The sequence below is a fragment of the Psychromonas sp. KJ10-2 genome, assembly GCF_047323255.1.
Classification (GTDB): Bacteria; Pseudomonadota; Gammaproteobacteria; order Enterobacterales; family Psychromonadaceae; genus Psychromonas.
The window spans coordinates 3,685,728-3,709,694 of sequence record NZ_CP178827.1; the positions used below are offsets into that span (position 1 = coordinate 3,685,728).

Annotated in this window: 17 protein-coding genes and 4 pseudogenes; 13 read left to right on the plus strand and 8 right to left on the minus strand. The window is 38.3% G+C overall.

Annotated elements, in window-relative coordinates:
- Positions 1–39 precede the first annotated feature (39 nt).
- The 3 genes from ACLKL2_RS18205 to suhB form a co-directional block, all read right to left on the minus strand.
- Positions 40–537: a hypothetical protein gene (locus tag ACLKL2_RS18205; protein ID WP_413692712.1), complete on the minus strand. Its 498-nt coding sequence runs from the start codon at positions 535–537 to the stop codon at positions 40–42.
- Between the two features lie 36 nt (positions 538–573).
- Positions 574–2,070, minus strand: a complete 1,497-nt coding sequence (locus ACLKL2_RS18210; RefSeq protein WP_413692713.1) for a YbhB/YbcL family Raf kinase inhibitor-like protein — start codon at positions 2,068–2,070, stop codon at positions 574–576.
- A 177-nt stretch (positions 2,071–2,247) separates the two neighbouring features.
- On the minus strand, positions 2,248–3,036 hold the full coding sequence (gene suhB / locus ACLKL2_RS18215) for an inositol-1-monophosphatase (RefSeq protein ID WP_413692714.1): 789 nt from the start codon (positions 3,034–3,036) through the stop codon (positions 2,248–2,250).
- Between the two features lie 215 nt (positions 3,037–3,251).
- Here suhB and trmJ point away from each other — a divergent pair, with 215 nt between their 5' ends.
- The 8 genes and pseudogenes from trmJ to ACLKL2_RS18255 all read left to right on the plus strand — a co-directional run bounded on the left by trmJ (position 3,252) and on the right by ACLKL2_RS18255 (position 12,730).
- Complete coding sequence (gene trmJ, locus ACLKL2_RS18220) at positions 3,252–4,010, plus strand: tRNA (cytosine(32)/uridine(32)-2'-O)-methyltransferase TrmJ (RefSeq protein ID WP_113818959.1); 759 nt, start codon at positions 3,252–3,254, stop codon at positions 4,008–4,010.
- A gap of 120 nt (positions 4,011–4,130) precedes the next feature.
- The gene (locus ACLKL2_RS18225; RefSeq protein ID WP_413692715.1) at positions 4,131–4,607 is read left to right on the plus strand and encodes a Fe-S cluster assembly transcription factor; all 477 of its coding nucleotides are present in this window, start codon (positions 4,131–4,133) and stop codon (positions 4,605–4,607) included.
- Positions 4,608–4,623: 16 nt separating this feature from the next.
- Positions 4,624–5,817 (plus strand): IscS subfamily cysteine desulfurase, encoded by a 1,194-nt coding sequence (locus ACLKL2_RS18230; protein WP_413692716.1) that lies wholly within the window; start codon positions 4,624–4,626, stop codon positions 5,815–5,817.
- A 222-nt stretch (positions 5,818–6,039) separates the two neighbouring features.
- Positions 6,040–7,335, plus strand: a complete 1,296-nt coding sequence (pepB, locus tag ACLKL2_RS18235) for an aminopeptidase PepB (protein WP_113818956.1) — start codon at positions 6,040–6,042, stop codon at positions 7,333–7,335.
- 283 nt (positions 7,336–7,618) lie between these two features.
- Entirely contained in the window at positions 7,619–8,047 is a 429-nt protein-coding gene (locus tag ACLKL2_RS18240; RefSeq protein ID WP_113818955.1) for a hypothetical protein, read from the plus strand.
- A gap of 298 nt (positions 8,048–8,345) precedes the next feature.
- Positions 8,346–11,389: pseudogene (ydiJ, locus tag ACLKL2_RS18245) on the plus strand (D-2-hydroxyglutarate dehydrogenase YdiJ).
- A 23-nt stretch (positions 11,390–11,412) separates the two neighbouring features.
- Complete coding sequence (locus ACLKL2_RS18250) at positions 11,413–11,853, plus strand: hotdog fold thioesterase (protein ID WP_413692717.1); 441 nt, start codon at positions 11,413–11,415, stop codon at positions 11,851–11,853.
- A 37-nt stretch (positions 11,854–11,890) separates the two neighbouring features.
- The gene (locus ACLKL2_RS18255) at positions 11,891–12,730 is read left to right on the plus strand and encodes a CvfB family protein (RefSeq protein WP_413692718.1); all 840 of its coding nucleotides are present in this window, start codon (positions 11,891–11,893) and stop codon (positions 12,728–12,730) included.
- Positions 12,731–12,941: 211 nt separating this feature from the next.
- Here the strand turns inward: ACLKL2_RS18255 and ACLKL2_RS18260 are convergent.
- Positions 12,942–14,588, minus strand: a pseudogene (locus ACLKL2_RS18260) (FMN-binding glutamate synthase family protein).
- A gap of 18 nt (positions 14,589–14,606) precedes the next feature.
- Positions 14,607–15,224, minus strand: a pseudogene (locus tag ACLKL2_RS18265) (LysE family translocator).
- A gap of 244 nt (positions 15,225–15,468) precedes the next feature.
- Here ACLKL2_RS18265 and ACLKL2_RS18270 point away from each other — a divergent pair.
- On the plus strand, positions 15,469–16,158 hold the full coding sequence (locus ACLKL2_RS18270) for a YgjV family protein (RefSeq protein WP_258546828.1): 690 nt from the start codon (positions 15,469–15,471) through the stop codon (positions 16,156–16,158).
- A gap of 87 nt (positions 16,159–16,245) precedes the next feature.
- On the opposite strand, the gene ACLKL2_RS18275 is transcribed toward ACLKL2_RS18270, so the two are convergent.
- Positions 16,246–17,691, minus strand: coding sequence for a M48 family metalloprotease (locus ACLKL2_RS18275; RefSeq protein WP_413692719.1), 1,446 nt, complete (start codon positions 17,689–17,691; stop codon positions 16,246–16,248).
- 443 nt (positions 17,692–18,134) lie between these two features.
- Between ACLKL2_RS18275 and ACLKL2_RS18280 the strand changes: the two are divergent.
- The 4 genes and pseudogenes from ACLKL2_RS18280 to ACLKL2_RS18295 all read left to right on the plus strand — a co-directional run bounded on the left by ACLKL2_RS18280 (position 18,135) and on the right by ACLKL2_RS18295 (position 21,882).
- Positions 18,135–19,213 (plus strand): annotated as a pseudogene (locus ACLKL2_RS18280) (AI-2E family transporter).
- 137 nt (positions 19,214–19,350) lie between these two features.
- Positions 19,351–19,815: a thioredoxin-dependent thiol peroxidase gene (gene bcp / locus ACLKL2_RS18285; protein ID WP_113817879.1), complete on the plus strand. Its 465-nt coding sequence runs from the start codon at positions 19,351–19,353 to the stop codon at positions 19,813–19,815.
- A 179-nt stretch (positions 19,816–19,994) separates the two neighbouring features.
- Positions 19,995–20,921 (plus strand): cache domain-containing protein, encoded by a 927-nt coding sequence (locus ACLKL2_RS18290; RefSeq protein ID WP_413692720.1) that lies wholly within the window; start codon positions 19,995–19,997, stop codon positions 20,919–20,921.
- Positions 20,890–21,882 (plus strand): methyl-accepting chemotaxis protein, encoded by a 993-nt coding sequence (locus ACLKL2_RS18295; RefSeq protein ID WP_413692721.1) that lies wholly within the window; start codon positions 20,890–20,892, stop codon positions 21,880–21,882. The genes ACLKL2_RS18290 and ACLKL2_RS18295 overlap by 32 nt, the downstream gene beginning before the upstream one ends.
- Before the next feature lie 88 nt (positions 21,883–21,970).
- Here ACLKL2_RS18295 and uspE read toward each other — a convergent pair whose 3' ends face one another.
- Complete coding sequence (gene uspE, locus ACLKL2_RS18300; protein ID WP_113817877.1) at positions 21,971–22,912, minus strand: universal stress protein UspE; 942 nt, start codon at positions 22,910–22,912, stop codon at positions 21,971–21,973.
- Between the two features lie 179 nt (positions 22,913–23,091).
- Entirely contained in the window at positions 23,092–23,835 is a 744-nt protein-coding gene (locus tag ACLKL2_RS18305; RefSeq protein WP_113817876.1) for an FNR family transcription factor, read from the minus strand.
- Positions 23,836–23,967 lie beyond the last annotated feature (132 nt).

Genomic DNA, 23,967 nt, shown 5'->3' on the forward strand with positions numbered 1-23,967 from the left:
CATTAAAGTAGTATTGCATAATGATTATCACCAAACAATTTAAAAGCTAGCGCTGGCTGCTTGACCAGCTTTAACCAAAGCATATTGAGGTTTTACAAAGCTAACGTGTACCACGCCCAGTGTTTTAGAGAAACTGACTGAGATATCTTTAACCATTTCAAACTGATGTTTCGCTTGTAAGGTTATTTCGATTTCTCCTTTCTCATGAGCAACAAGTTTGCCTGTTTGTATATCAATACTTTTATTATTAACTGTTAGTTGAGTGGATTTTTGTAAGCTATGTGCGATAAATGCTTGTTGTTTTGCTGCACTTAAATTATCTGGCATAACCTCCTGTAAGTCGCCCATTAACCAAGCAAGATCATTTTGCATGGCAATAATTAAATGATCTTGCTGGGTAATAATCGTTATCTCTACTTGTCCATCACGTAAGATAACCTGAGCCGTGCTCTCTTTTAATGTATGTGCACTTAGTGATGCACTGAAACAGAGTAAACATAGTAGATATATGTATAGTCGGAATGTTATTTGATGCATTATTTACCTTTGTATTAATGGTTTAGCAGATAATTTTTATCGACAGAAAGTCCCGCTTTCTAGCTTACCGCCATTACTAATGGTTTTTTGTTGGAAGTCATAACACTGCTCACCTTGGTCGCTAGGACGATAGGTTGTGAAGTATTCTTTACCTTGGTAGCTATAGCGCATGCTACGACTGCCGTCTTTTTCAGTGATATATTGTAAGTTCTCAACACTATCCTGTGGTGGTCTTAGGTCTGCGCGTATTCCTTGGGTATCACCACTCAGTGGAGCTACTCTTGGTAATTGATTTGTATCTACCTCTCCGACTAAACATTGAATAATATAAGGCGGCTTTATAGAGGTGTGGTAACGGTAGCCAAATTCTGGATCCGATTGTCCATTACATACATCTAACGTATTTTCAGAGATAGTCGTGCCGTCAGGGTTTTTATTTCCATATAAAGGGTAACCATCGTAACCCCAACCAATAATCGCATCGCTACCTTGGTTGCTCATTGTGTTTATCATACAAGTGGGGGAAACATGGTAGTGGTAATCATCACCTCTTCCTGAATGACCGCCACAAATATCTAACTGGCCAAGTGCTAATGTATCGTGTGCAGCATCATATTGTTCAATGGAGAGTTCACCTTGAGATGAGTAGTCGTAAATAGGAACTCCATTAACAGCAACACCAACGGCTGCATCAATGGTTGTTATCTGATCTGCTTTCTTAGGCTGTAATTTAATGGGGGCTGAATAATCTAAAGCGGGTACAGGTACTTGCTCATTAGTGCTAGTAATACCTGTCATCATTTGATGATCTGGATAAGTTGACGAAGCTACATAAGCATATTCTTGATCACAAGTGACTTGAACACTATTTGCAAATCCAGCTTGTTTAATTGAGTTCTCAATACGAGTGCACCTTGCTGACTCCAATGGTTGCGTTGTTGTATGTTTCTTTTCGATTGGAGGTTTAGGTGTAGGCGGCTGATCCGTTTCACTTCGTTGGTAGGTAACTGTCATGTTGGCAGATGCTAAGGTGACATTTTCAATTGCCGTTAATAAAGTGGCTCGATCAACCTGTGTATTATTTGACAATGATACTTTTTCAGAGAGTGCGTAAACAGTAAAAATATACGCTTTTTCACCAGGGCCTTTCGAACAAGGTGGTGCATACTCAGTTCGTTGATTAACACTATTGGTACCTTGTTGTCCTTGTTCTTTATTGAAGGAAAAGCCACTGTCTAAATGGGTAATATTTACCGCTAGATTATATAAAGTTAAGTACCAATGAATTCCTTCAGGGGCATTGTGATGCATAATAACGGCATAAGATTGTGTGCCTTCGGGCGCACCTTGCCAACTAATTGGTGGATTAATACTCTCACCATCGCACGTGTAAATTTTAGGAAGCGTGCCACCGTCCTGCATAACTGTGCTACTAATAGTGAAGTTTGATGGATACGGCGATGTATTATTATTACAAGCACCAAGTACTGTACCACACAGTAAAGTCAGTGCACTTAGCCAAATTTTATTCATAAGTTACAATCCGATTAACGTCGATAATAGAGGGTTACATAATCCTTAAATAAGGACTGCTATTTGAAGTATAGTGAGGAAATGTAGGGGAATTATGTAGTGGCTAAAAATAGGTAAAAAAAAGCCAGAACAAAAGTCCTGGCTTATATCTAATGGTTAGTTTGTCACTATATTCAATTAAGCATTTTGCTTACGAATAACGGTTAACATCTCTTTTAATAGTTTCGGGTTAGCGGCAACAACATCACCAGATTTGAAGTAATCATTACCACCGTTAAAATCAGTCATCATGGCACCAGATTCTTTTAACAATAATTCGCCTGCTGCAATATCCCATGGTTTTAGACCAAATTCCCAGAAACCGTCCATACGGCCTGCTGCAACGTAAGCTAGGTCAAGGGCAGCACTACCGCCGCGACGCATATCAGCGACATCGTTAAAGAAATCTTGGAAGATGTTTAAGTAAGCTTCAAGGTTGTATTTTTGCTTAAACGGGAAACCAGTCGCTAATAATGTACCAGTTAGTTTAGGCACTGAACTTGTACGAGTACGGTAACCGTTGATTTGAGCGCTTTGACCACGAACAGCAGAGAATAATTCATTGCGGATAGGATCGAATACGATACCGACTTCAGTACGGCCTTTAATTTTTAATGCAATTGATACAGCAAAGTGAGGTATGCCGCGAATGAAGTTTGTTGTCCCATCTAGTGGGTCGATAATCCATTGGTGATCTGTATCTTTACCATTATCGATACCTGACTCTTCAGCAACAAAGCTGTGGTCTGGGTAAGATTTACGTAACGTACCAATAATTGCTAATTCAGCTTCTTTATCTACGCTGCTTACATAGTCATTAAGGGATTTTTCTTCCACTTCAACTGACTCTAAATTTTCATAACCTTTAACAATTACTTTACCCGCATTACGCGCAGCACGAATCGCAATATTTAACATTGGATGCATTGGATCACCATTAGATTTTAAAAGAACATGAAGGGAAATTCCTTCGGCCGCGAATTATACACAGGTCACACTATTGTGCAATAATTTAATTGTTCAAAATTTAGCCTGTTTATTAAGCATTATATGATAAATGCACCTTTGCACTAGTTTAGTTGTTAATTGAATAGTGCTAAACTTTGCGCTCAAAAAAATCACAGGATCACAAAGGAAAAACAATGCTAGACAATGTGCGTATTATATTAATTGGTACCTCTCACCCAGGCAATATTGGCAGTGCTGCTCGAGCTATGAAAACGATGGGTTTGACCGATTTGGTGTTGATTGACCCTGAATGTGAAGTGGATGGTAAGTCTGTTGCCCTTTCTGCAGGCGCAAGTGATGTACTTAAAAATCATAAAGTATATAAAACACTCGATGAAGGGATTGCTGATTGTGGTTTAGTGGTTGGTGCAAGTGCTCGCCCTAGAACCCTTAACTGGCCTATGCTTGACCCTAGAGAAATGGGTGAAAAAGCAGCTGCAGAAGGTAAAAAACATAAAGTAGCATTAGTATTTGGTCGTGAAAACAGTGGGTTAACTAATGATGAACTTCAAAAGTGTCATTTCCACGTGTTTATTCCAGCAAATCCTGACTATAGTTCATTGAATCTTGCGATGGCAGTACAAACATTAAGCTATGAAGTGCGTATGGCTTATTTAGCTTCTGAATCTTTTCCTGAAGTAGTAGAAGAGTACCCTCGAGCTTCTGAATTTGAAGGTATGCTTGAACATCTTCAAAAAACCTTATTCCAAATTGGCTTTATTGTGCCAGCTCACCCTGGTTTAGTAATGGATAAATTACGTCGTCTATTTAATAGAGCAAGACCTGAAATTAATGAGTTAAAAATGTTACGTGGTATTTTTAGTAGCATGCAAAAGTCGGTAGAAAGTCTTGAAGAAAATCCAAGAAATAACAAAAACGATAGCAAAAAATAAGACCAATTAAGGTATAGAGTTTGATACTTGACTAAAACTGTCGGGTATTTATACTGAGAGTGTTATATCACCAGTCTTGCACTGGTTGAATCATCAACTCTTATTATAGCGAACTCTATTATGAAATTAACTTCCAAAGGCCGTTATGCGGTCACTGCAATGCTAGACGTTGCAATAAAAGAGCATACAGGACCCGTACCACTCGCTGACATTTCAGAGCGCCAAGGAATTTCACTTTCATATTTAGAGCAATTATTCTCTAAACTCAGACAAAAGCAGTTAGTTAGTAGTGTCCGAGGCCCTGGTGGGGGCTATAAAATAGGCAAAAGTAAATCAGAAATATCAGTGTCCATGATCATTGACGCGGTCAATGAAAGTGTTGATGTGCGTAAATGTGCTGGTAAAGGTGGCTGCCAAGAAGATGGTGTGGAGTGTTTAACGCACGCTTTATGGGAGCAATTAAGTATGCGTATTAGCTCTTTTCTGGACGGAATTACATTACAAGAGTTAATGGCAAGTGAGCATGTGCAAAATGTCTCTGAGCAACAAAATAATAAGTTTATCAATAGTGAACTGCTGAATATTATAGCCAAATAACAGCAGCGGAGAAAAAATGAAATTACCAATTTATCTTGATTATTCAGCAACGACCCCCGTTGATCAGCGCGTTGTTGACATAATGGTTAAATACTTATCAGTGGATGGTGACTTCGGTAACCCAGCCTCGCGTTCACATCGTTTTGGTTGGCAAGCTGAAGAAGCCGTTGATATCGCACGCGAACAAGTGGCTGAATTAATTAACGCTGATTCACGTGAAATTGTGTTTACTTCTGGTGCAACTGAATCAGATAATCTTGCGATTAAAGGTGCCGCGCACTTTTATCAAAATAAAGGTAAACACATTATTACGGCTAAAACAGAGCATAAAGCGGTATTAGATACCTGTCGCCAATTAGAGCATGAAGGCTTTGAAGTGACTTATTTAACACCACCAGAAGACGGTATTATTACTCCAGAACAACTACAGCAAGCAATGCGTGAAGACACTATTTTAGTGAGCCTAATGCATGTGAATAATGAAATTGGGGTTATTCAAGATATCGCTGCATTTGGTGAATTATGCCGCGCTAATAACACAGTGTTACATGTAGATGCGGCGCAAAGTGCGGGTAAGGTTGAGATAGATGTACAAGCGATGAAGGTGGATCTTATCTCTTTCTCTGCACATAAAGCCTATGGCCCTAAAGGCATTGGTGCATTATACGTTAGCCGTAAACCACGCATTCGTTTAGAGGAACAAATGCATGGTGGTGGCCATGAGCGTGGTATGCGTAGTGGCACATTACCAACACATCAAATTGTCGCAATGGGTGAAGCTTTCCGTATTGCAAAAGAAGAGATGGAAAGTGAAAATCAACGTATTTTAGCATTACGTCAACGCCTATTAGAGGGTGTTAAGAGTATGCAAGAGATCTACATTAATGGTTCATTAGACAATCGTGTAGCAGGCAATATTAATATCAGCTTCAACTATGTTGAAGGTGAGTCATTAGTGATGGCATTAAAAGATTTAGCGGTGTCTTCTGGTAGTGCGTGTACCTCTGCAAGCCTTGAATCTTCATACGTATTACGTGCAATCGGACGTGAAGATGAGCTAGCACATAGTTCTATCCGCTTTAGTATTGGCCGTTTCACCACGGAAGCCGAAATAGATTATGCGATTAAAGTTATTCGTGAAAACGTAGGCCGTTTACGTGATATGTCTCCTTTATGGGAAAGCTTTAAGCAAGGCGCTAAAAGCCTATAATCTATTGTTAATAAATCGGTTGTCGTTGACATAACGATTCAATTATCAGTGTCTTGTAGCGTGATCACCTGCCATGGTTATCACGCTCGAGACTATTTTCTAAAATTAAACTCCATCTCTTTATTAATCCCATTGTAATTTCTTTTTTAATACAATTTCCTTTGCTAAAAAAGCAATGAGGCAGTTAATATAAGTGTAAATCACTTTCAATCTAGGAATATTATGAGCCAGCCATTTTTAGTTAATCTATCGGATCAAAAAGCCAGCCCAGTATGGGGTGAGCATGCGTTATTATCTTTTGATCAGCAACAAGCGACCATCCATATCAACTATGTTAATGATGTTTTATCACAGGTACAAAGTGCTGCGCGTAAGCTCGATGGAATGTCGTTACCTAGTATTGAACTGGTTGGTGAACAGTGGAACTCAGATTTATGTTGGGCTTTCAGTCAAGGTTTTTATAACGCTAAAAGCGGTGCAACGGTGACGTTCCCGGAATTAGATGAAGAATCAATGACCACACTACACAATAAAAAGCGTATCAGCGAATGGGTGAGAGAAACCATTAACTTAGGACCAGATGCACTTGCTCCAACAGTGTTAAGTGAAAAAGCGGCTACCTTGTTAACTGATATATGTCCTGATAAAAGCTGGATCACAACTAATGAGATCGCTGGGGAAGCGTTACTTGAGCATGGGTTTGTGGGTATTCATAATGTGGGTAAGGGGAGTATTCATGCACCTTGTATGCTGCAAGTTGACTATAATCCAACGGGTGATAGTGATGCACCGATTGAGATTGCTTTAGTCGGCAAAGGTATTACCTTCGACTCAGGTGGTTATAGCTTGAAGCCAAGTGCGTCAATGGCTGCGATGAAAAGTGATATGGGCGGCGCAGCGACAGTAACGGGTGCATTAGCCTTAGCAATTGCTAATGGCTTACAAAAGCGTGTTAAGTTATACCTGTGTTGTGCAGAAAATATGATCAGTGATAAAGCTTTCAAATTAGGTGATGTCATTACCTATAAAAACGGAGTGACTGTTGAAGTATTAAATACTGATGCGGAAGGGCGTTTAGTGTTAGCCGATGGTTTAATTGCAGCGCAAGAAGATGAAGCACAGCGCATTATTGATGCAGCAACATTAACAGGTGCTGCGAAAGTTGCCGTGGGTCGTGATTACAACTGTGTGTTAAGCATGGATGATGAATTTGTGGAAGCAGCGTTAGCGTCAGCAAAAGAGACCAACGAAAAACTATGGCGTTTACCATTAGAGTCTTTCCATCTTCAACAGATTGGTTCGTCATTTGCTGATATTGCGAATATTCACAGTGGTGGTGAGAGCATGGCTGGGGCATCTACAGCGGCAGCCTTTTTAGCTAAATTTGTGAAACATCCAGAGCAAAACTGGCTGCACTTTGATTTATCTGGCAGTTACCAATTATCTGCCAATGGTCTTTGGGCTGCTGGTGGTAAAGGTCATGGCGTACAAACTATTTGCGATTTATTGCTTAAGTAACAACAATACAACAGATTAGAGCAACCCTATTAAGCCAATATTATAAGATGATAATATTGGCTTTTTTATGTTTAAAATCCCCGTTAATGATCGGTTAATAATGAAGATCTTTTCAAAATGCAGACTTGCCTTTCAATGCTAATATAGTCAGGTCAAACTTTTATTCATTAAAATTATTGAACTTTGGGTAAAACGTGAAATTTATATTTAAATAACGTAGAATCTCGCCTTATGTAGGCATGTTATGCCCTGTTTTAAATTAGAATAAATAGAGAAAGTCGCAATGGTTATCAAAGCACTCATAATTATATCTGGTTTTGCGTTATTAGGCGGTTGTTCAACTGTCTCTGTAGGGCCTATTCCAGCCGGTCCCGATAGCTATATCATCAGCAAAGAGATCTCTGCTTTTTCAAGTGAAGAAGATCAATTGTTATCTTCAATTCTTTCACAGGCAAATGAATATTGTGTTGAACAACAACGCTATATGGAAGTGAAACATTTAAATGAATATTCTGGCTTTTTTGGCAATGAGACAAAAACCACTTTAATGTTTTCATGTTTAAGCGAAAAACAAAAAAATTATGAGCAATTAGCGCCGGTAGTGATAGCTGCGCCAACACCAGAAGTGAAACCCGTTCCGGCTACACCAGAGCCAGTAGTCGAAGAGCCGAGTTTTCCACCTAAAAACAAATTAACTAATTACGCTTTCTAAAATATAAATAAGCGATAAAACATAAGCTGTTTAGATTACCCTAAGTCACCCTCTAATCAGCTTATATAAACAATATAACCTGTGTAACCCCCGTAGATAAAAGGCTTGAAAGCGATGAATGATTTGAGGTTGTGCGGCCCTTATCATTACACCATTAACAGCAATACACTAAATGAAATAGCAGGTCATTAAGACAATACCCCTGTTTTTTAAAGTGCTTAATTGTTGGTTAATTATGCTATTATCAGTGTCTATTTTATCTTCTAAAATATCATTACTGGACTAGAGCGTTTTTTACATGATCCCAAATTTAAACCACCAAGAAAATATTAAACAAGATACTTTTTCTTTTATGCAAGCGTTATCAGAAAGCGATTACTCCGGTGAAATAGCGAAAAGTTATGCTAGTCGTTTAGCTGCAGCAACGGACAATAGTGTTTATCAATGTTTACCTCAAGCGGTTATCTTCCCGAAATCAACACAGGATATTGTGGCGGTTTGTCAACTTGCACAATCTGCTGAGTTTGAAGATATTCGTTTTTCTCCTCGTGGTGGTGGTACTGGGACAAATGGCCAATCCTTAACCAATGATATAGTGTTAGATTTATCTAAGTATATGAATAATATACTAGAGATAAATGCTGAAGAGGGCTGGGTACGTGTTCAAACTGGGGTGGTTAAAGACCAATTAAACGAATACCTTAAACCACATGGTTTATTCTTCTCGCCTGATTTATCAACCAGTAACCGCGCGACCATTGGTGGCATGATCAGTAATGATGCATCAGGACAAGGCTCATTAATTTATGGCAAAACCAGTGACCATGTTTTAGGTCTGACTTCGGTATTAATTGACGGTAGTGTACTAGACAGCAAACCATTAACAGCTGTTGATTTAATTAGCCAAGTAGAGCGCCAAGACTCTGTGGGTGCGATTTACCGTCAGGTTATTGATACTTGCGAAACACAACAGCAAAACATTGAAGATACTTTCCTAAATTAAACCGTTTCTTAACGGGGTATGACTTAAAACATGTTTACGACCATGAAACGGGCACAGTCGATTTAACGCGTATTTTATGTGGTGCGGAAGGCTCTTTAGCCTTTATCACCGAAGCAACGTTACACGTACAGCCGATCCCTACTTACCGTACTTTATTCAATATCAAATACGATAGTTTCCAGTCGGCATTACAAAATGCTCCTTTCCTAGTCAAAGCGAATGCATTATCCGTTGAAACAGTTGATTCAAAAGTACTGAATTTAGCAAAACAAGATATTGTTTGGCACAGCGTAAAAGATTTGATCAGTGATGTACCAGGGCAAGTGTTAGATGGTATCAATATCGTAGAGTTTGCAGAGGCAGATCAAAGGATTCAACAGGAAAAAATTGATGCATTAATTGTTATGCTTGATGGCCTGATTGAAAATAAACAAGCTGGTGTGATTGGTTATCAAATCTGTAGTGACCTTGCTGATATTAACCGTATCTATGGTATGCGTAAAAAAGCAGTAGGTTTATTGGGTAAAGCCGATAGCAGAGCAAAACCGATCGCTTTTGCTGAAGATACCTGTGTACCTCCAGAAAATTTAGCAGATTATATTATTGAGTTCCGTCAATTATTGGATGATAAAGGTCTACATTACGGCATGTTCGGGCATGTTGATGCAGGTGTATTACACGTGCGTCCTGCATTAGACCTGTGTGACCCTGAGCAAGAGAAACTGTTGCGTGAAATCTCTGATAAGGTGGTTGCCCTAACGGCAAAATATAAAGGCTTAATGTGGGGTGAGCATGGTAAAGGTTTCCGTAGTGAATATGGACCAGACTTCTTCGGCGATGAACTATTTACTGAATTAAGAAAAATAAAAACAGCTTTTGATCCACATAACCGTGTTAACCCTGGGAAAATCTGTACACCGATTGATTCAACAGATGAGTTAGTGAGTGTTGATGCGCCTAAGCGTGGCAGCTTTGATCGCCAAATCCCGATTCAAGTACGTGAAAGCTATGCGCAAGCCTTGGACTGTAATGGTAATGGTTTATGTTTTAACTATGATACTAAATCACCCATGTGTCCGTCGGTTAAAGTAACCCGTGACCGCGTTCATTCACCTAAAGGCCGTGCTGGTTTAATGCGTGAATGGTTACGTCAATTGGCGAACAATGATATTGATATTCTGCAGTTAGAAAGTGACTTATATGCAGGTAAAAATGCCAGTATCTTTACTAAATTTAAAAATACACTAGCAAAACGTGGTGGTGAATATGACTTCTCACATGAAGTAATGGAAGCGATGCAAGGTTGTTTAGCCTGTAAAGCGTGTAGTAGCCAATGTCCAATTCAAGTGGATGTACCGACCTTTAGATCGCGCTTTATACACTTGTATCACGATCGCTATTTACGTCCAGTTAAAGACTATTTTGTTGCCTATGTTGAGCAATATGCACCGTTAATGGGGAAAATGCCTGGTTTCTTTAACTTCTTTACTGGTTTGAAAGTCACTTCGGCATTAACTGAAAAAGTAGTTGGTATGGTAGACATCCCTCAGCTTTCTTCTCCTACTTTAAAAACAGCTTTACACAACAATGATATCAGTGAGTTTGACTTAGCGAAATTACAGGCGTTAAGTGCAAAAGAGCGTGAAAAGTATGTGTTAATTGTTCAAGACCCATTTACTACTTTTTATGATGCAGATGTTGTACGCGACCTATTTTTAACCATTAAAAAATTAGGTTACAAACCTGTGTTATTACCGTTTAAACCAAATGGTAAACCTCAGCATATTAAAGGTTTTTTAACTAAGTTTGCAAAAACGGCTGCGGATTCTGCTGCCTTTTTAAATGAAATGGCTGCATTAGATATTGCCATGGTGGGAACAGATCCTGCAATGGTGTTGTGTTACCGTGATGAGTATAAACAAGCCCTAGGTGAGCAACGTGGTGAGTTTAATGTTCAGTTATTCCAAGAATGGTTAATCAAACGATTACCTGAGCAAGCTAAAGCTGAGCAGGGCAAACAGTTCTATTTATTAGGGCATTGTACCGAAAAAACCGCTGAACCTACTTCTGGCAATGATTGGGCTACTATCTTTAAACATTTTGGTGGTGCTTTATCGAATGTTGCTGTGGGTTGTTGTGGGATGGCTGGGACTTATGGTCACGATGCAGGTAAACTGGCAGACTCGAAAGCTATTTACAGCTTAAGTTGGGAAGCTGAGATTGCCAAGCATGAAAGGTCTCAATGCTTAGCAACAGGCTACTCTTGTCGCAGCCAAGTTAAACGTATTGAAGGTGAAACTTTAAAACACCCAGTACAGGCTTTACTAAGTCTATTGTAATCCTAGAAAAGGTTAACAATAATATGAAAAACGCGGAAGATATTTGGAAAAAGAGTACAGATTTACGCCGCTTAAATGCGCTGAGTGAAAATACAATCATCGCCTTATTAGGCATTCAATACACTGAAATCGGCAATAACTATTTACAGGCGACTATGCCAGTTGATGAGCGAACTCATCAGCCCCATGGTTTATTACATGGTGGAGCATCGGTTGTATTAGCGGAAACTATTGGTAGTGTGGCTGCTAATTTAGTGGTCGGAGATGATAAGGTTTGTGTTGGCTTAGAAGTGAATGCAAACCACCTTCGTAGCGTTAAGAAAGGAGTCGTAACCGGCACAGCAACTGCGCTTCATATTGGTTACAGTACTCAAGTTTGGCAGATACAAATTTGCAATGAGCGCCAACAGTTAGTGTGTACATCACGTTTGACTGTGGCGGTGATTGATAAACCAACACAATAAGACCTTCACTGTTGAAGGTTATTTAAAAAGAGAAATTATGATTAAAGTAGGTACTTATAACGACCTTAAAATCGTTAAAGAAGTAGATTTTGGGTTGTACTTAGATGGCGGCTATGACTATGGTGAAATCCTTTTACCAAAACGCTACATCACAGATGAAATGCGCATTGGACAGAGTATCTCTGTATTTTTGTATTACGATTCAGAAGATCGTTTAATCGCAACAACGCAACATGTAAAAGCAGTCGCTGGCGAATTTGCTTCATTAAAAGTAGTAGATACTAACCGTGCTGGTGCATTTTTGGATTGGGGCTTACCTAAAGACTTACTCGTTCCATTTAACCAACAGAAAGTGGCCATGAAAACCGGCTTTGGTTATGTGGTTTATGTGTATCAAGATGATATCAGCGAGCGTTTATTAGCGTCGTCAAAGCTAGATCGTTTCTTAGATAAAGTGCCTGCCACGTATAAAGCGGGTGATAAAGTTGACCTACTGATCGCAGAGCGCACTGATATTGGTTTTAAAGCGATTATAAACCATCAACACTGGGGCGTTATTTTTGAAAATGATGTGTTTGGTGATTTAGGTATTGGCAAGAAATGTAAAGGTTACATTCGTCGTATTCGTGAAGATGGTAAAATCGATTTAAGCTTAACGCAAACGGGTTACGCGAAGATGGATGGTTTAGCTGACCGTATTCTATTAACTTTAAAGCAACATGATGGTTTCTTACCTTTATCAGATAAAAGTAGCCCAGATAAAATCGCTAAGATTTTAAAAATGAGTAAAGGTAATTTCAAAAAAGCAATTGGCCAATTATATAAACAAGGGCATATTGTAATTGAAGATAAAGGTATTACTGTTACCAGTAAATAAGCCGGTTTCAGTATAGAAAAGATAGCGCGCCAATTCAGTAATGAGTTGGCGCGCTTTTGTTTATATCTAATACCAATCATAGTAAGTAACTGATCTATTTTACTTGTTAAAACAACTTATTTTTTCGTTGTAAGTTTCGTATAGGGAACAACCATTTACATCAACTTACGCCTCAAACTAAGCCATTTTTCCGGCGCAAAATTTAGATCAGTTATTTAATACAATTGGTATAAGGTGTTGGCAATTTTAATATAAATAGATCATTGACAAAAAACTGCTCAGCGCTGCTCGCTTCCCACCATGCTTGCCATGGCTCCCCTAGGTCCTTTTTATCAATCAGATCATTAGTATTTAATGGATCAGAAAAACTAGCCATAGACACTTGGTTACCACAAATAGTGCGCTTTTTGATCATCTGTGTGGTGAGTTTAGCGGGGAGTCTAAACCCATTGCACCAACTAATTCAAAGAAGCTAGCGAGTGTATTATTATGAAAGTGTTTAACACGTTCACTTTTTATTTGTACATCTAGTGCTTTAGAGCGTGCTGGATCCTGTGTTGCAATGCCCGTTGGGCATAGGTTGGTATTGCAACTCCTGGACTGAACACATCCGATTGCCATCATCATGGTTCTTGCTGCATTGACTAAGTCTGCACCTGCTGCGATTTTAGCAAGCAGATCAAAGCTAGAAGCTGTTTTACCAGAAGCAATTATTTTAACTTTATGGCGTAGCCCAACGCCGTTTAAGGCATTATTAACGATGCTTATACCCTCCATGCACATAAGCCCTAGCCGATTCGAGAATTCAACGGGTGCTGCTCCCGTTCCTCCTTCAGCGCCATCTACTGTAACAAAGTCAGGTGTGATACCAGTCGCCAGCATGGCTTTACAAATACTTAAAAAATCAGCTGGGTTACCTACACATAACTTGAAACCGACAGGTTTTCCACCACTTAATGTTCTTAATCGTTCAATAAAATAGAGTAATTTTTTGGGAGTAGTACATTCAGAGTTCACCGCTGGAGAAATACAATCTTCACCTTGTTCTATTTGTCTAATGTTAGCAATTTCATCGGTGATCTTTTCCTTAGGCAATACGCCGCCATGACTTGGTTTCGCACCTTGAGATAATTTCACTTCAATCATTTTTACATTTGGTAAACTGGCTGTTTTTTGAAAGCTATTGGCATCAAAGTTTCCTTGCTGGTCGCGACAACCAAATAGCCCTGTTCCAATTTGCCATACGAGGTCACCACCATGCTTAAAGTGGTAGGGGCTTGCACCACCTTCACCCGTATTATGGTAACAGTTAGCTTTTTTGGCCCCTAAATTGAGCGCTTCAATGGCATTGCCACTTAAAGCGCCAAAACTCATTGCTGAAATATTTAAATATGATGCCGTATAAGGTTGTGCACAGTTATGTTGGCCAATTAACACACCTTGCGTTTCTTGTGTAAGGTGCACCGGGCTAAAGAATGCCATAAACTTAAATAGTTATTTTCGAGTAGTTCTCGTTGTGTACCAAAAGGCATGGTGTCACGTTGATTTTTTGAACGTTGATAAACAAGCGAACGCTGCTCGCGGTTAAAGGGGCTTTCTTCGGTATTGTTAGCAATGAAGTATTGTTGTATTTCAACGCGGTAAGACTCAAGGAAATAACGTAAATAAGCAACAACAGGATAAAGTCGGTTTAAAGTATGTGGGCTATAAAAATAATCATATAACCCAACAAAAGTGTAAGTCAGTGAGAAGAATAGCAGTATAAAGGTGATGATATGGGGAGAGTAAATAGATAAACTCAGTAGGAACAGATTTCCAGCTGTTGCAATAAACCAAAGTGTTTTTGAATTATTGTCATAGAAACCCCTGTAATGAATTAACTGATCACTAACCAAACCGCCACTAACATCATCATCGACCCAGCAATACGATTAAGTAGTTTAACACTGCTCTGTTGCTGTAATAGGTGACGTAAGGTCTTGCCGCCTGTTGCATATAACAACATACAGATTAACTCAAAGCATAAGATAACTGCAATTAACTGAGTGGCTTGCGGTAACAAATTAATATCTGGGTTAATAAAAGGGGCAATAATGAAATCATAAATGCCCAGCCTTTAGGGTTAGCGATAGCAGTAATAAACCCTTGTGCAATTAAAGCTGAACGTTTGACTGAGGCATTATCAACTGGAGCAGAAGGGATTGCCATTTTCCCTCTTGAACGCCACATTTGAATACCAAGGTAGAGTAAGTAAGCCCCGCCTGCGTATTTAAGTAATAAGAAAAGTTGTGGGCGAGCAAGTAATAAGGTTGCGACACCTATTAATGCAGATAATGCGACTAATCCAACGCCGACCAATTCTCCTAACATCATCCATAAGCTGCGGCGAATACCAATAGTCATACCTAAGGTCATTGCTAATGTCATGCACATACCGGAGTAATCGAAACGAAAAAAATGTTGGAATAAAGAGTAGTAGCAGGTTGTGATCCATTGCGGTGCTCATCTTGTTTAGTAAGAAAAATGAAGTTTCATTATAGTGACAAAATGATGATTAAATATAGTATTTATTTAGTTTTATCATTCATTTATATGTAGTGCAGTGAAGTAGGTAAAAGGAGTCGCTTTAAATTTTTAGCAAAGTAGAGAGGCGCATCATAAGTTATGTTTATTTATATATTAAAAATACTTAACTTATTTAAACTACTTTTGATTTTAGTCTTAATTGAATTTGGGATTTGTATTTACACTGCCGAATACGAGCAGTGTTGTTAGTTTTTATTGGAGTGAGTTTTATGTATGAGTTAATTTCAACAAATTGGGTTGAATGGTTTGGGTATGCAGCATCATTAGTGGTATTGATTTCGTTAACCATGAGTTCGATTATTAAGTTACGTCTGATTAACTTTATAGGTTGTTTATTATTTGCGGCCTTTGCCTATTTTATTAATTCATGGCCGACAGTGGCAATGAACCTAGGTATCGCTGTTATTAATATCTATTTTTTATACAAGATTTACTCGACCAAAGAAGAGTTCAAGATAGTTGCCACATCTATAGATTCTGAGTACCTGCGTCATTTCTTAACTAATAATCAAGAGGAGATAACAAAGCAGGCAAGCTTTGCGGAGTTGTATCGAGCTAACCGTGTTTTTTACATGCTGCGTGATGATAATATCGCTGGATTATTAATTGGTTACTTAGATGAAGCGGGACACTTTGAAATCTATCTAGATTATGTGGTTCCCAAATACCGTGACTATAAATTAGGGACTTATTACTTTAAAACACATAAAGAGTTCTTAAAAAATAGAGGAATACAGGTCTTAAAAGCAGCGGCAAGTCATTATATGCACCGTGATTATTTAATTAAGATGGGCTTTGTTGCTAAAGCAAACGATCAGTTACATTTTGAAAAACAAATCTAAGCGAGTACATCTAAGCAAATAAGCATTTACCGCTAAGTTAGTATCACCTGTTTCATTTCTTTAATAACAGGTGATACAGCAAACTCATTATTCCTGTAGTTCCTTCAATCGTAAGTCATCCTGTTTATACTCTTCTATTTTGGCGCTATAGCGTGCTTGGTCTAATTTTTTATCAGTATAGGCGAGCGCAGAGCCCATCTGTTCAGAGGCTTCTTTAAAGCGTCCTAATAGAGCAAGGTATTCCGCTTTGGTGGCAAACTCCTTGGCTTTTTGTTTTGTTTCTTTATAAAGATCAATGGCAATAAGATGTGCTAAAACATGTTCAGGGTTGTTGCGGATAAAGTAAGAAAGCTTTTTATCAGCAAGTTCATATTGCTTATCTTCCTGTAATGCAATAACCAGGTTTAACGTGCTAACGGCATTGCTAGTAAACTTATTTTCGTAATCAGTAAGGCGCTTAATTGCTTGCTGATCTTGATTAGTGGACAGTGAAATATCAGTTGCTAAATCAAGATAGAAAAGATTATCTGGATCGTCGCTTAACAATTGGTTATTTAATTTTTCGGCTAGGTCCATCTGTTTATTCTTAAAATAAGCTAAGGCTAAGCCATATTGCGCCGCAGCTTTAAGTTGATAACTTTGATTAGTAAGTTGACTGCGGTAACGACTGATTAGCGCCGCTGTATTATCTTGATCAAATCGCACGATAATACGTGCTTTACTCAATTGATAGTCGAGGCTTTTCTTCATGTGTTTATTGATAAACTGACTGGCTCTTAACCTTGCCTCTGCCAATCTAGTTTCAGGGAGCGGGTGGGTTAATAACATTTGTGGCTGTGAAGAAGCATATTTATATTTTTCTGCTAGCTTTCCAAAAAAGTCAGCCATGCCATAGGGATTATAACCAGCCTTAGCTAAGGTTTGTATACCGATTCGGTCAGCCTCATATTCATTGGCTCGGGTATAGTTGATTTGATTTTGAATATTGATGGCAAAGGTTGATGTTAACGCAGCAAATCCCGCCGCTGGTGCGATAATCGCCAATAAAACCGAACCTGCTAATGCAGCCATGGAAGCAGGGTTACTCAGTGCTTGCTTTTCTAACATACGTGCAAGGTGGCGCTGGGTAATATGCGCGACTTCGTGAGCAATAACACTGGCTAACTCACTCTCGGTTTCAGCGTAAAGAAATAAACCGGTATTGATTTTTATATTGCCGCCTAAAAATGCCGCAGCATTGATTTCACTGTCCTCTACTAAAAAGAATTCAAAGGGTAATTTTACTGAATCAGCATGGCTAACAATGTTTTCTCCGAGACTAGTAATGTAATGATTTAATACTGGATCGCGTACAATAGGTAACGACTGTTGGGCCATCATTTTAAATGCCCAGCCATATTGTTTCTCTTTTTGAATGGTTAATACACCCGCACCTACGGTACCAATTTCAGGTAAATCATTATTAGCAAAGCTGGTACTGGTTAAGGTTGATAACAGTAAATAAACTGTTAATTTTTTTAATCTGTAAAGCATATGCGCTCCGGTTTAATTAAGTCGCGGCTGAGTACTGATCGGCTTGGAAAAGGTTGCTTATTTACTTGCTTCAAATGCTACCATTAAACTTTGTTAATAAAACAGTCATTTACATTAACTCGCCTTTTAGTTTGTATAGTTAACTATCGCTGACTAACCGTTCATAATAGAAACAATGGTTGCTATCATGATCAGCAAAAGAGATGATTAAATGAAATTAATCAGTTATCTATTGGTCTTTTAAGGTATCTATTTTAAGTAGATACGCTGAGCAAATTAAGTACATTACATTCACATTAAAAATAATGTGTTAGTGTTTGTGTATTATCAATAATATTTAATATGTGTGATTGGTATTAAACAAGGATAATAGCGTTTGTTATCTCATTATTTAGGTCAGTGATAAAATAACATATTCGCCATCATATAAGGATAAATCTCCAATGTTTATGCAACTAATTCAATGGTATAAGACACGTTTTTCAGACCCTAATTTAAGTGTTTTGTTCCTGCTTTTATTGTTTTCTTTTTTTGTAATCTATCTTTTTGGTAATATTTTAACGCCTTTATTTGTTGCGATTGTTTTGGCTTATTTGCTGGATTGGCCTGTGACCTACTTGATGCGCTTCAAAATGAACAGGACAGTGGCAACGCTGATTGTAATGGCATTGTTTGTCTCTATTTGTATTTTTGGTTTTTTAGGTGTTTTACCAACACTATTCAAACAGGCTGCTTCTTTTGTGCAAGATTTACCTACTATGCTAAATCAGGGACAAACTTATATGTTAACCCTACCGGCACATTACCCAGAAGCGGTTGATCCTGAAACCATTACACACTTGATAGGCACTATAAAAAGTTATTTAGTGGATAGTGGCGGCTTCCTATTATCCCAATCTTTTGCATCTTTATTGAATATTGCTGCATTACTCGTGTACGCAATATTGGTACCTCTGATGATGGTATTTATGCTTAAAGATAAAAATGAGTTGATAGCGAGCATGGTTAAGTTTTTGCCTAATAACAGAAAACTAGCTGCGCAAGTATGGTCAGAAATGAATGGCCAAATCATGAACTATATTCGCGGTAAAATTACTGAAATATTAATTGTTAGCGTAGCGACGTACTTTACCTTCTTCTTTATGGACTTACGTTATTCAGCCTTATTAGCTGTATTGGTTGGTTTATCTGTTTTGATCCCCTATATCGGTGCAGCCGTAGTGACAGTACCTGTGGCTGTTGTGGCGTTATTTCAATGGGGAATATCGCCAGAGTTTGCTTATTTGATGATTGCTTACGGCATTATTCAAGCATTAGATGGTAATTTGATTGTACCTATATTATTTTCTGAAGCGGTAAACTTACACCCAGTTGTTATTATTATTTCAGTATTAATTTTTGGTGGTTTATGGGGGTTCTGGGGAGTTTTTTCGCGATACCTTTAGCGACCTTAGTCAAAGCTGTGCTTAATGCGTGGCCAGCAGTACAAATGGAGAACAATGTAATAGAGTCAATTGATTAATAAGGTTGTTTTTATAGGATATTTTTTCAATTTTATTAAAAAAGTAGGTAAAGAAGTCTGTTCTTTTGCCGATAACATCAAAAGAACAGACAAACACCAATAATGTGTCTAATTTTTAACTAGTGGGAATAAAATTTATGTTAGAAGTCGGTAGCTTAGCGCCAAATTTCACCTTACCAGATCAAGATAATAACCAGGTTACTTTAAGTGATTACTTGGGTAAAAAAGTATTGGTCTATTTTTACCCAAGAGCCTCTACCCCTGGTTGTACAACACAAGCCTGTGCTTTGCGCGATAGTAAAGATGATTTAGCAGACTTGAATGTAGTGGTATTAGGTATTAGCCCTGATACACCAAAGAAGTTAACTAACTTCATCAACAAACAATCCTTGAACTTTACTTTATTAGGTGATGAGGACCATAGCGTTTGTGAAAGCTTTGGTGTTTGGCAACTAAAAAAATTCATGGGTAGAGAAAATATGGGCGTAGTAAGAACCTCATTTTTAATCGATGAAGAGGGCAAGTTACAACATATCTTTAATAAGTTTAAAACTAAAGATCACCACGAAGTGGTGTTGAATTACTTAAACGAGCAAGCTTAACGTTAGAACACTCCTTTTTTATTGTAAATATCTCAGTAAAAAAGGAGTCAATTTGATCGAATATACCCACATTATTTCATCTATTTCTGTTGCTATAACGGTTATCAAAAGCCAACAGAACATTGTATTACTTTTCTTCATTACTGAAATGAAAGTAGTTTACCAAGGAAGCATAAACTATGACCGCAAAAACAAAAATATTATTACTGATAGGCTTGTTATTAACGCTGGCTATATCAGCTATCTCGGGTGTTGGTTATTTTAACTTTAGAGCTGAATCTATTGAAAATAACAATACCAGAATGGATGTTCAAACCGCTTTGATTTCTAAATCAATTGAACAGAAAATGGAACGCTATTTTGATGCGTTAAGCATTTTGGCTGATAGTGTTGAGATTAACTCAACGGGATTATTAAATGAACGTGAAACGGTTAATTCCCTACATGCCATGGCTAATAATTTGGATATCCTCGACGCTTATATTACCACTAAGGATGCTAAAACCTATGCGCATGCCAGCGATGGCTTAGAAGTGGGCTTTAATGCCAAACAATTACAACGTGAGTGGTATGTCAGAATATTTAATGGCGAAGACCGTATCATTACTAAGCCTTATAAAAGTTCATTAGGCAGTAACGTCATGGCATTAGCATTACCCGTGAAACGGAATGGTTCGATTGTTGGTGTTGTTTGCTTGAATATTAGTGTTAAACAAATGAGCGAGTTTGTACATATATTGGACCCTGATAATCATGTCTTCGTAAGTCGTGAAGATGGTTATCTATTAGCAGCTAAAGATAATACCTTAGTGGGTAAAAACCTATATCAGGAAAGACCTTCATATAAAGCGTTCCAAACCGCAGAAATGAGTCACCATAATTACTTTTTAGAGGGTGAAGAATACACAGTGTCAGGTATTCGTATTGATGGCTTAAATTGGAATGTATGGACCTGGACGGAATGGGATGAAATAACAAAAGCTTCCAGTGAAGATTTGCAATCAACCTTATTGATTGCTTTTGTCTTTATTGTTGTTTCTTTATACTTGATCTCATTTGATTATTATCAAGGTTATGTATCGTCCTGTGGGTGGCGAGCCTGCTGATATAGAGAAAATTGTAGAGAATATTGCACAGGGTAAGTTGAGTTCAGTCGCGCCGGCTACCGGGCAAGAGACGGGAATTTATAGTGCAATTTTAACTATGGTTGATAGCTTAAAAGATATTATTGAGCATATTAATGTATCAAGCAGTCAATTAAACAGTGCCTCTACACAGATGTCAGAGTCTGCTTCAAATGTTAACCGCAGTTCAGAAACTCAAATGATGGAGTTAGAGCAAACTTCTACGGCGATGAATGAGATGGCGGTGACCGTTGATGAAGTGGCGCGTAATGCGCTAAGTGCTTCTACAGCTGCTGATGAAGCAAATAATCAGTCCAATAAAGGGATTGAAGTGGTTAATGGCATGAACGCTGATATCTCAACCTTGGTTGAAGGGGTGACGGGCGTGCAGCAAGTGATGAATAAGCTAGAAGGTGAAATTGATAATATCGGTAGTATTATCGAAGTTATCCGTGCTATCTCTGAGCAAACTAACTTATTAGCATTGAACGCCGCGATTGAAGCCGCAAGGGCTGGTGAACAAGGTCGAGGTTTTGCTGTAGTTGCAGATGAAGTGCGTAGTTTAGCAAATAGAACACAAGAGAGTACCACTGAAATCCAAACCATGATCAACAGCCTGCAAACGGAATCTAAAAACTCAGTGGAGCTGATGCAAGTGAATGTAAATAATGCACAGTCAACGGCGGTTAAATCTCAAGAGGCAAATCAAGCCCTAGAAGAGATCCGTCATTCTGTTTCTATCATTCAAGATATGAATAATCAGATTGCAACGTCAGCGGAAGAGCAAACCTTAGTTGCGGGTGAGATTAATCAAAGTATTGTAGGTATTAACGACATGGCGAAAATAACCTCGGAAAGCTCTGCAAATAATGCAAAACGTGCTGATGAATTATTAGATATCGCCAATGCATTAAGTAAGTCAGTGGAAGTCTTTAAGCTTTAGAATATTTCCATTAAAAAGGCCCAATAACCGAGTATTTGGTTATTGGGCCTTTTAGTTTTGTACAATACTTTTATGTATCTAATTGATATTATTCATCTATCTTAATTGGGCTAACAAAGCCTTGTGGTTTTAACGCCAGTAAATCACTGTCTAATTTATCAATTACTTGCTCTGCAGTATGTCCAAGTAGCGTCGAGCCTAAACCAGAGCGTCCCACTGTGCCTAAGATAACTAATTCAGCATTAATCTGTTGCGCCACCTCGCTGATCACATCTTCTGGTAAACCTTGTTCCAGGTGAATGTTTTCAGGCATAAGTTGATACTTACTAGCATAATCATTCAAGGTTTTTTGATGGAACTTCTTTAATCCATCTTCATAATGAATTGGATCAAATTCAGGTAATTCCATCATGATATTCATTGGCGGGCTTGGATACGCATTAACTGCATGAATATTAGATTTTATCATCTGAGCAATATCATTAGCCTCAGTCAGAATCGCTTCATTTAAGCTATGGTGTGCTTCATCCTCAACGCTTTTGCAATCAATAGCACACAATATATTGCCATTTTCAGGCCATGATTTCGCTTTCACTAATAACAGTGGGATAGGACATTTTCGCAATAAGTTCCAGTCAGTTGGTGTGAATAAAATGGCGCTAAGACGAGAGTGTGGATGAGTAGATTTAATTAACAGGTCGTAGCCTTCTCTTAGGATAAGTTGAATGGCTGCTTGGAAAGGGCGGTTATGCCAGTGGACTTGGCAAGCAATGGCGTAACCTTCTGCTCGGTGAGGGTCTGCGAGGGTATCTAACCATTCTTGGTTTTCTTTGATAACTAAAGATTGCATCACCTGGCGCTCTTCAGCAGAGCTTAACGAGGTCATTTCATAGGTTAAGTCATAACAAGATAGGAATAGCGTTATTTTGGTGTTTTTATCATTTTGCGCTATTTCAATCGCTCTTTGTAATGCGGGTTGTTGTTCTTGTGTTGGATCGATATAAACTAAAATATTATTATATTTAAGCATGTTAGCCTCCAATTTTTAGAAATCACTACCTTTAATTTAGAGCAATTACAGCTAATTAGGTAGTGATACCAATCACACTAACTACAGTGGTTAATGATACTCCTTAAAACTTAACAATATAGTTAGTGTATTAGTGGTGAGATTAGCGATAAAGGGCAATGGACTGTGTGTTAACACTATTACGTCATTGAGCCTGATAATGCTGAAAGTTGTGCTTCATCTAATACGGTAATATATTTGCCTTTCACTGCAATCATGCCACTTTTCTGGAATCGACCTAATAATCGACTGATTGTTTCAACGGTTAATCCTAGGTAATTACCGATATCCCCACGTGTCATTGACAATCTAAACTCTCTTGGCGAGAAACCGCGAGCGGCGTAACGCACTGAAAGGTTATGGATAAAAGAAGCTAATCTTTCTTCGGCGTTCTTTTTGGACAAAAGTAGGATCATGCTTTGATCTTCTACTATCTCATTACTCATAAGACGCAAAATTTGCTGTCTTAACTTAGGCATTGATGTCGATAAATCATCAAGTGTGTCATAGGGAATTTCACAAATCATTGCTGTTTCTAATGCTTGTGCAAAACTCGGATGAGTGCCAGAGCTAATACCATCAAAACCAACTAAGTCTCCTGCAAGGTGGAAAGCTGTGATTTGTTCATCACCTTGCTCTGTAATGGTATAAGACTTTAAAGTACCAGAACGAATTGCATAGAGACATCTCATTGCTTCACCGGCCTTAAAAATCTCACTGCCTTTTTGAATTGGCTTTTTACGTTCAATAATCGTATCTAAACGCTCCAATTCAGTTTCGTTGAGAGAGTAAGGAATACATAACTGGCTGATACTGCAATCTTGGCAATGAATTGCACAAGCACCACTTTGTATACGACTTGTATTACTTTTATCCATGTTCATCTCTTCATTTTATTGATTTAACTTAATACTAGCACCTTATAAAGCACCTTTAAAATAGTTAATACTAAAGTTGTTAGTGGGTGTTTTTTTGCTTAAAAATGATGGTGCCATTATTATTTTTTATTGTTTTTA

Bases quoted from the DNA above. Each gene is read 5' to 3' on its own strand.
- ACLKL2_RS18205 (WP_413692712.1), bottom strand. From the start codon at position 537: ATGCATCAAATAACATTCCGACTATACATATATCTACTATGTTTACTC.
- ACLKL2_RS18210 (WP_413692713.1), bottom strand. From the start codon at position 2,070: ATGAATAAAATTTGGCTAAGTGCACTGACTTTACTGTGTGGTACAGTA.
- suhB (WP_413692714.1), bottom strand. From the start codon at position 3,036: ATGCATCCAATGTTAAATATTGCGATTCGTGCTGCGCGTAATGCGGGT.
- trmJ (WP_113818959.1), top strand. From the start codon at position 3,252: ATGCTAGACAATGTGCGTATTATATTAATTGGTACCTCTCACCCAGGC.
- ACLKL2_RS18225 (WP_413692715.1), top strand. From the start codon at position 4,131: ATGAAATTAACTTCCAAAGGCCGTTATGCGGTCACTGCAATGCTAGAC.
- ACLKL2_RS18230 (WP_413692716.1), top strand. From the start codon at position 4,624: ATGAAATTACCAATTTATCTTGATTATTCAGCAACGACCCCCGTTGAT.
- pepB (WP_113818956.1), top strand. From the start codon at position 6,040: ATGAGCCAGCCATTTTTAGTTAATCTATCGGATCAAAAAGCCAGCCCA.
- ACLKL2_RS18240 (WP_113818955.1), top strand. From the start codon at position 7,619: ATGGTTATCAAAGCACTCATAATTATATCTGGTTTTGCGTTATTAGGC.
- ACLKL2_RS18250 (WP_413692717.1), top strand. From the start codon at position 11,413: ATGAAAAACGCGGAAGATATTTGGAAAAAGAGTACAGATTTACGCCGC.
- ACLKL2_RS18255 (WP_413692718.1), top strand. From the start codon at position 11,891: ATGATTAAAGTAGGTACTTATAACGACCTTAAAATCGTTAAAGAAGTA.
- ACLKL2_RS18275 (WP_413692719.1), bottom strand. From the start codon at position 17,691: ATGCTTTACAGATTAAAAAAATTAACAGTTTATTTACTGTTATCAACC.
- bcp (WP_113817879.1), top strand. From the start codon at position 19,351: ATGTTAGAAGTCGGTAGCTTAGCGCCAAATTTCACCTTACCAGATCAA.
- ACLKL2_RS18290 (WP_413692720.1), top strand. From the start codon at position 19,995: ATGACCGCAAAAACAAAAATATTATTACTGATAGGCTTGTTATTAACG.
- ACLKL2_RS18295 (WP_413692721.1), top strand. From the start codon at position 20,890: ATGTATCGTCCTGTGGGTGGCGAGCCTGCTGATATAGAGAAAATTGTA.
- uspE (WP_113817877.1), bottom strand. From the start codon at position 22,912: ATGCTTAAATATAATAATATTTTAGTTTATATCGATCCAACACAAGAA.
- ACLKL2_RS18305 (WP_113817876.1), bottom strand. From the start codon at position 23,835: ATGAACATGGATAAAAGTAATACAAGTCGTATACAAAGTGGTGCTTGT.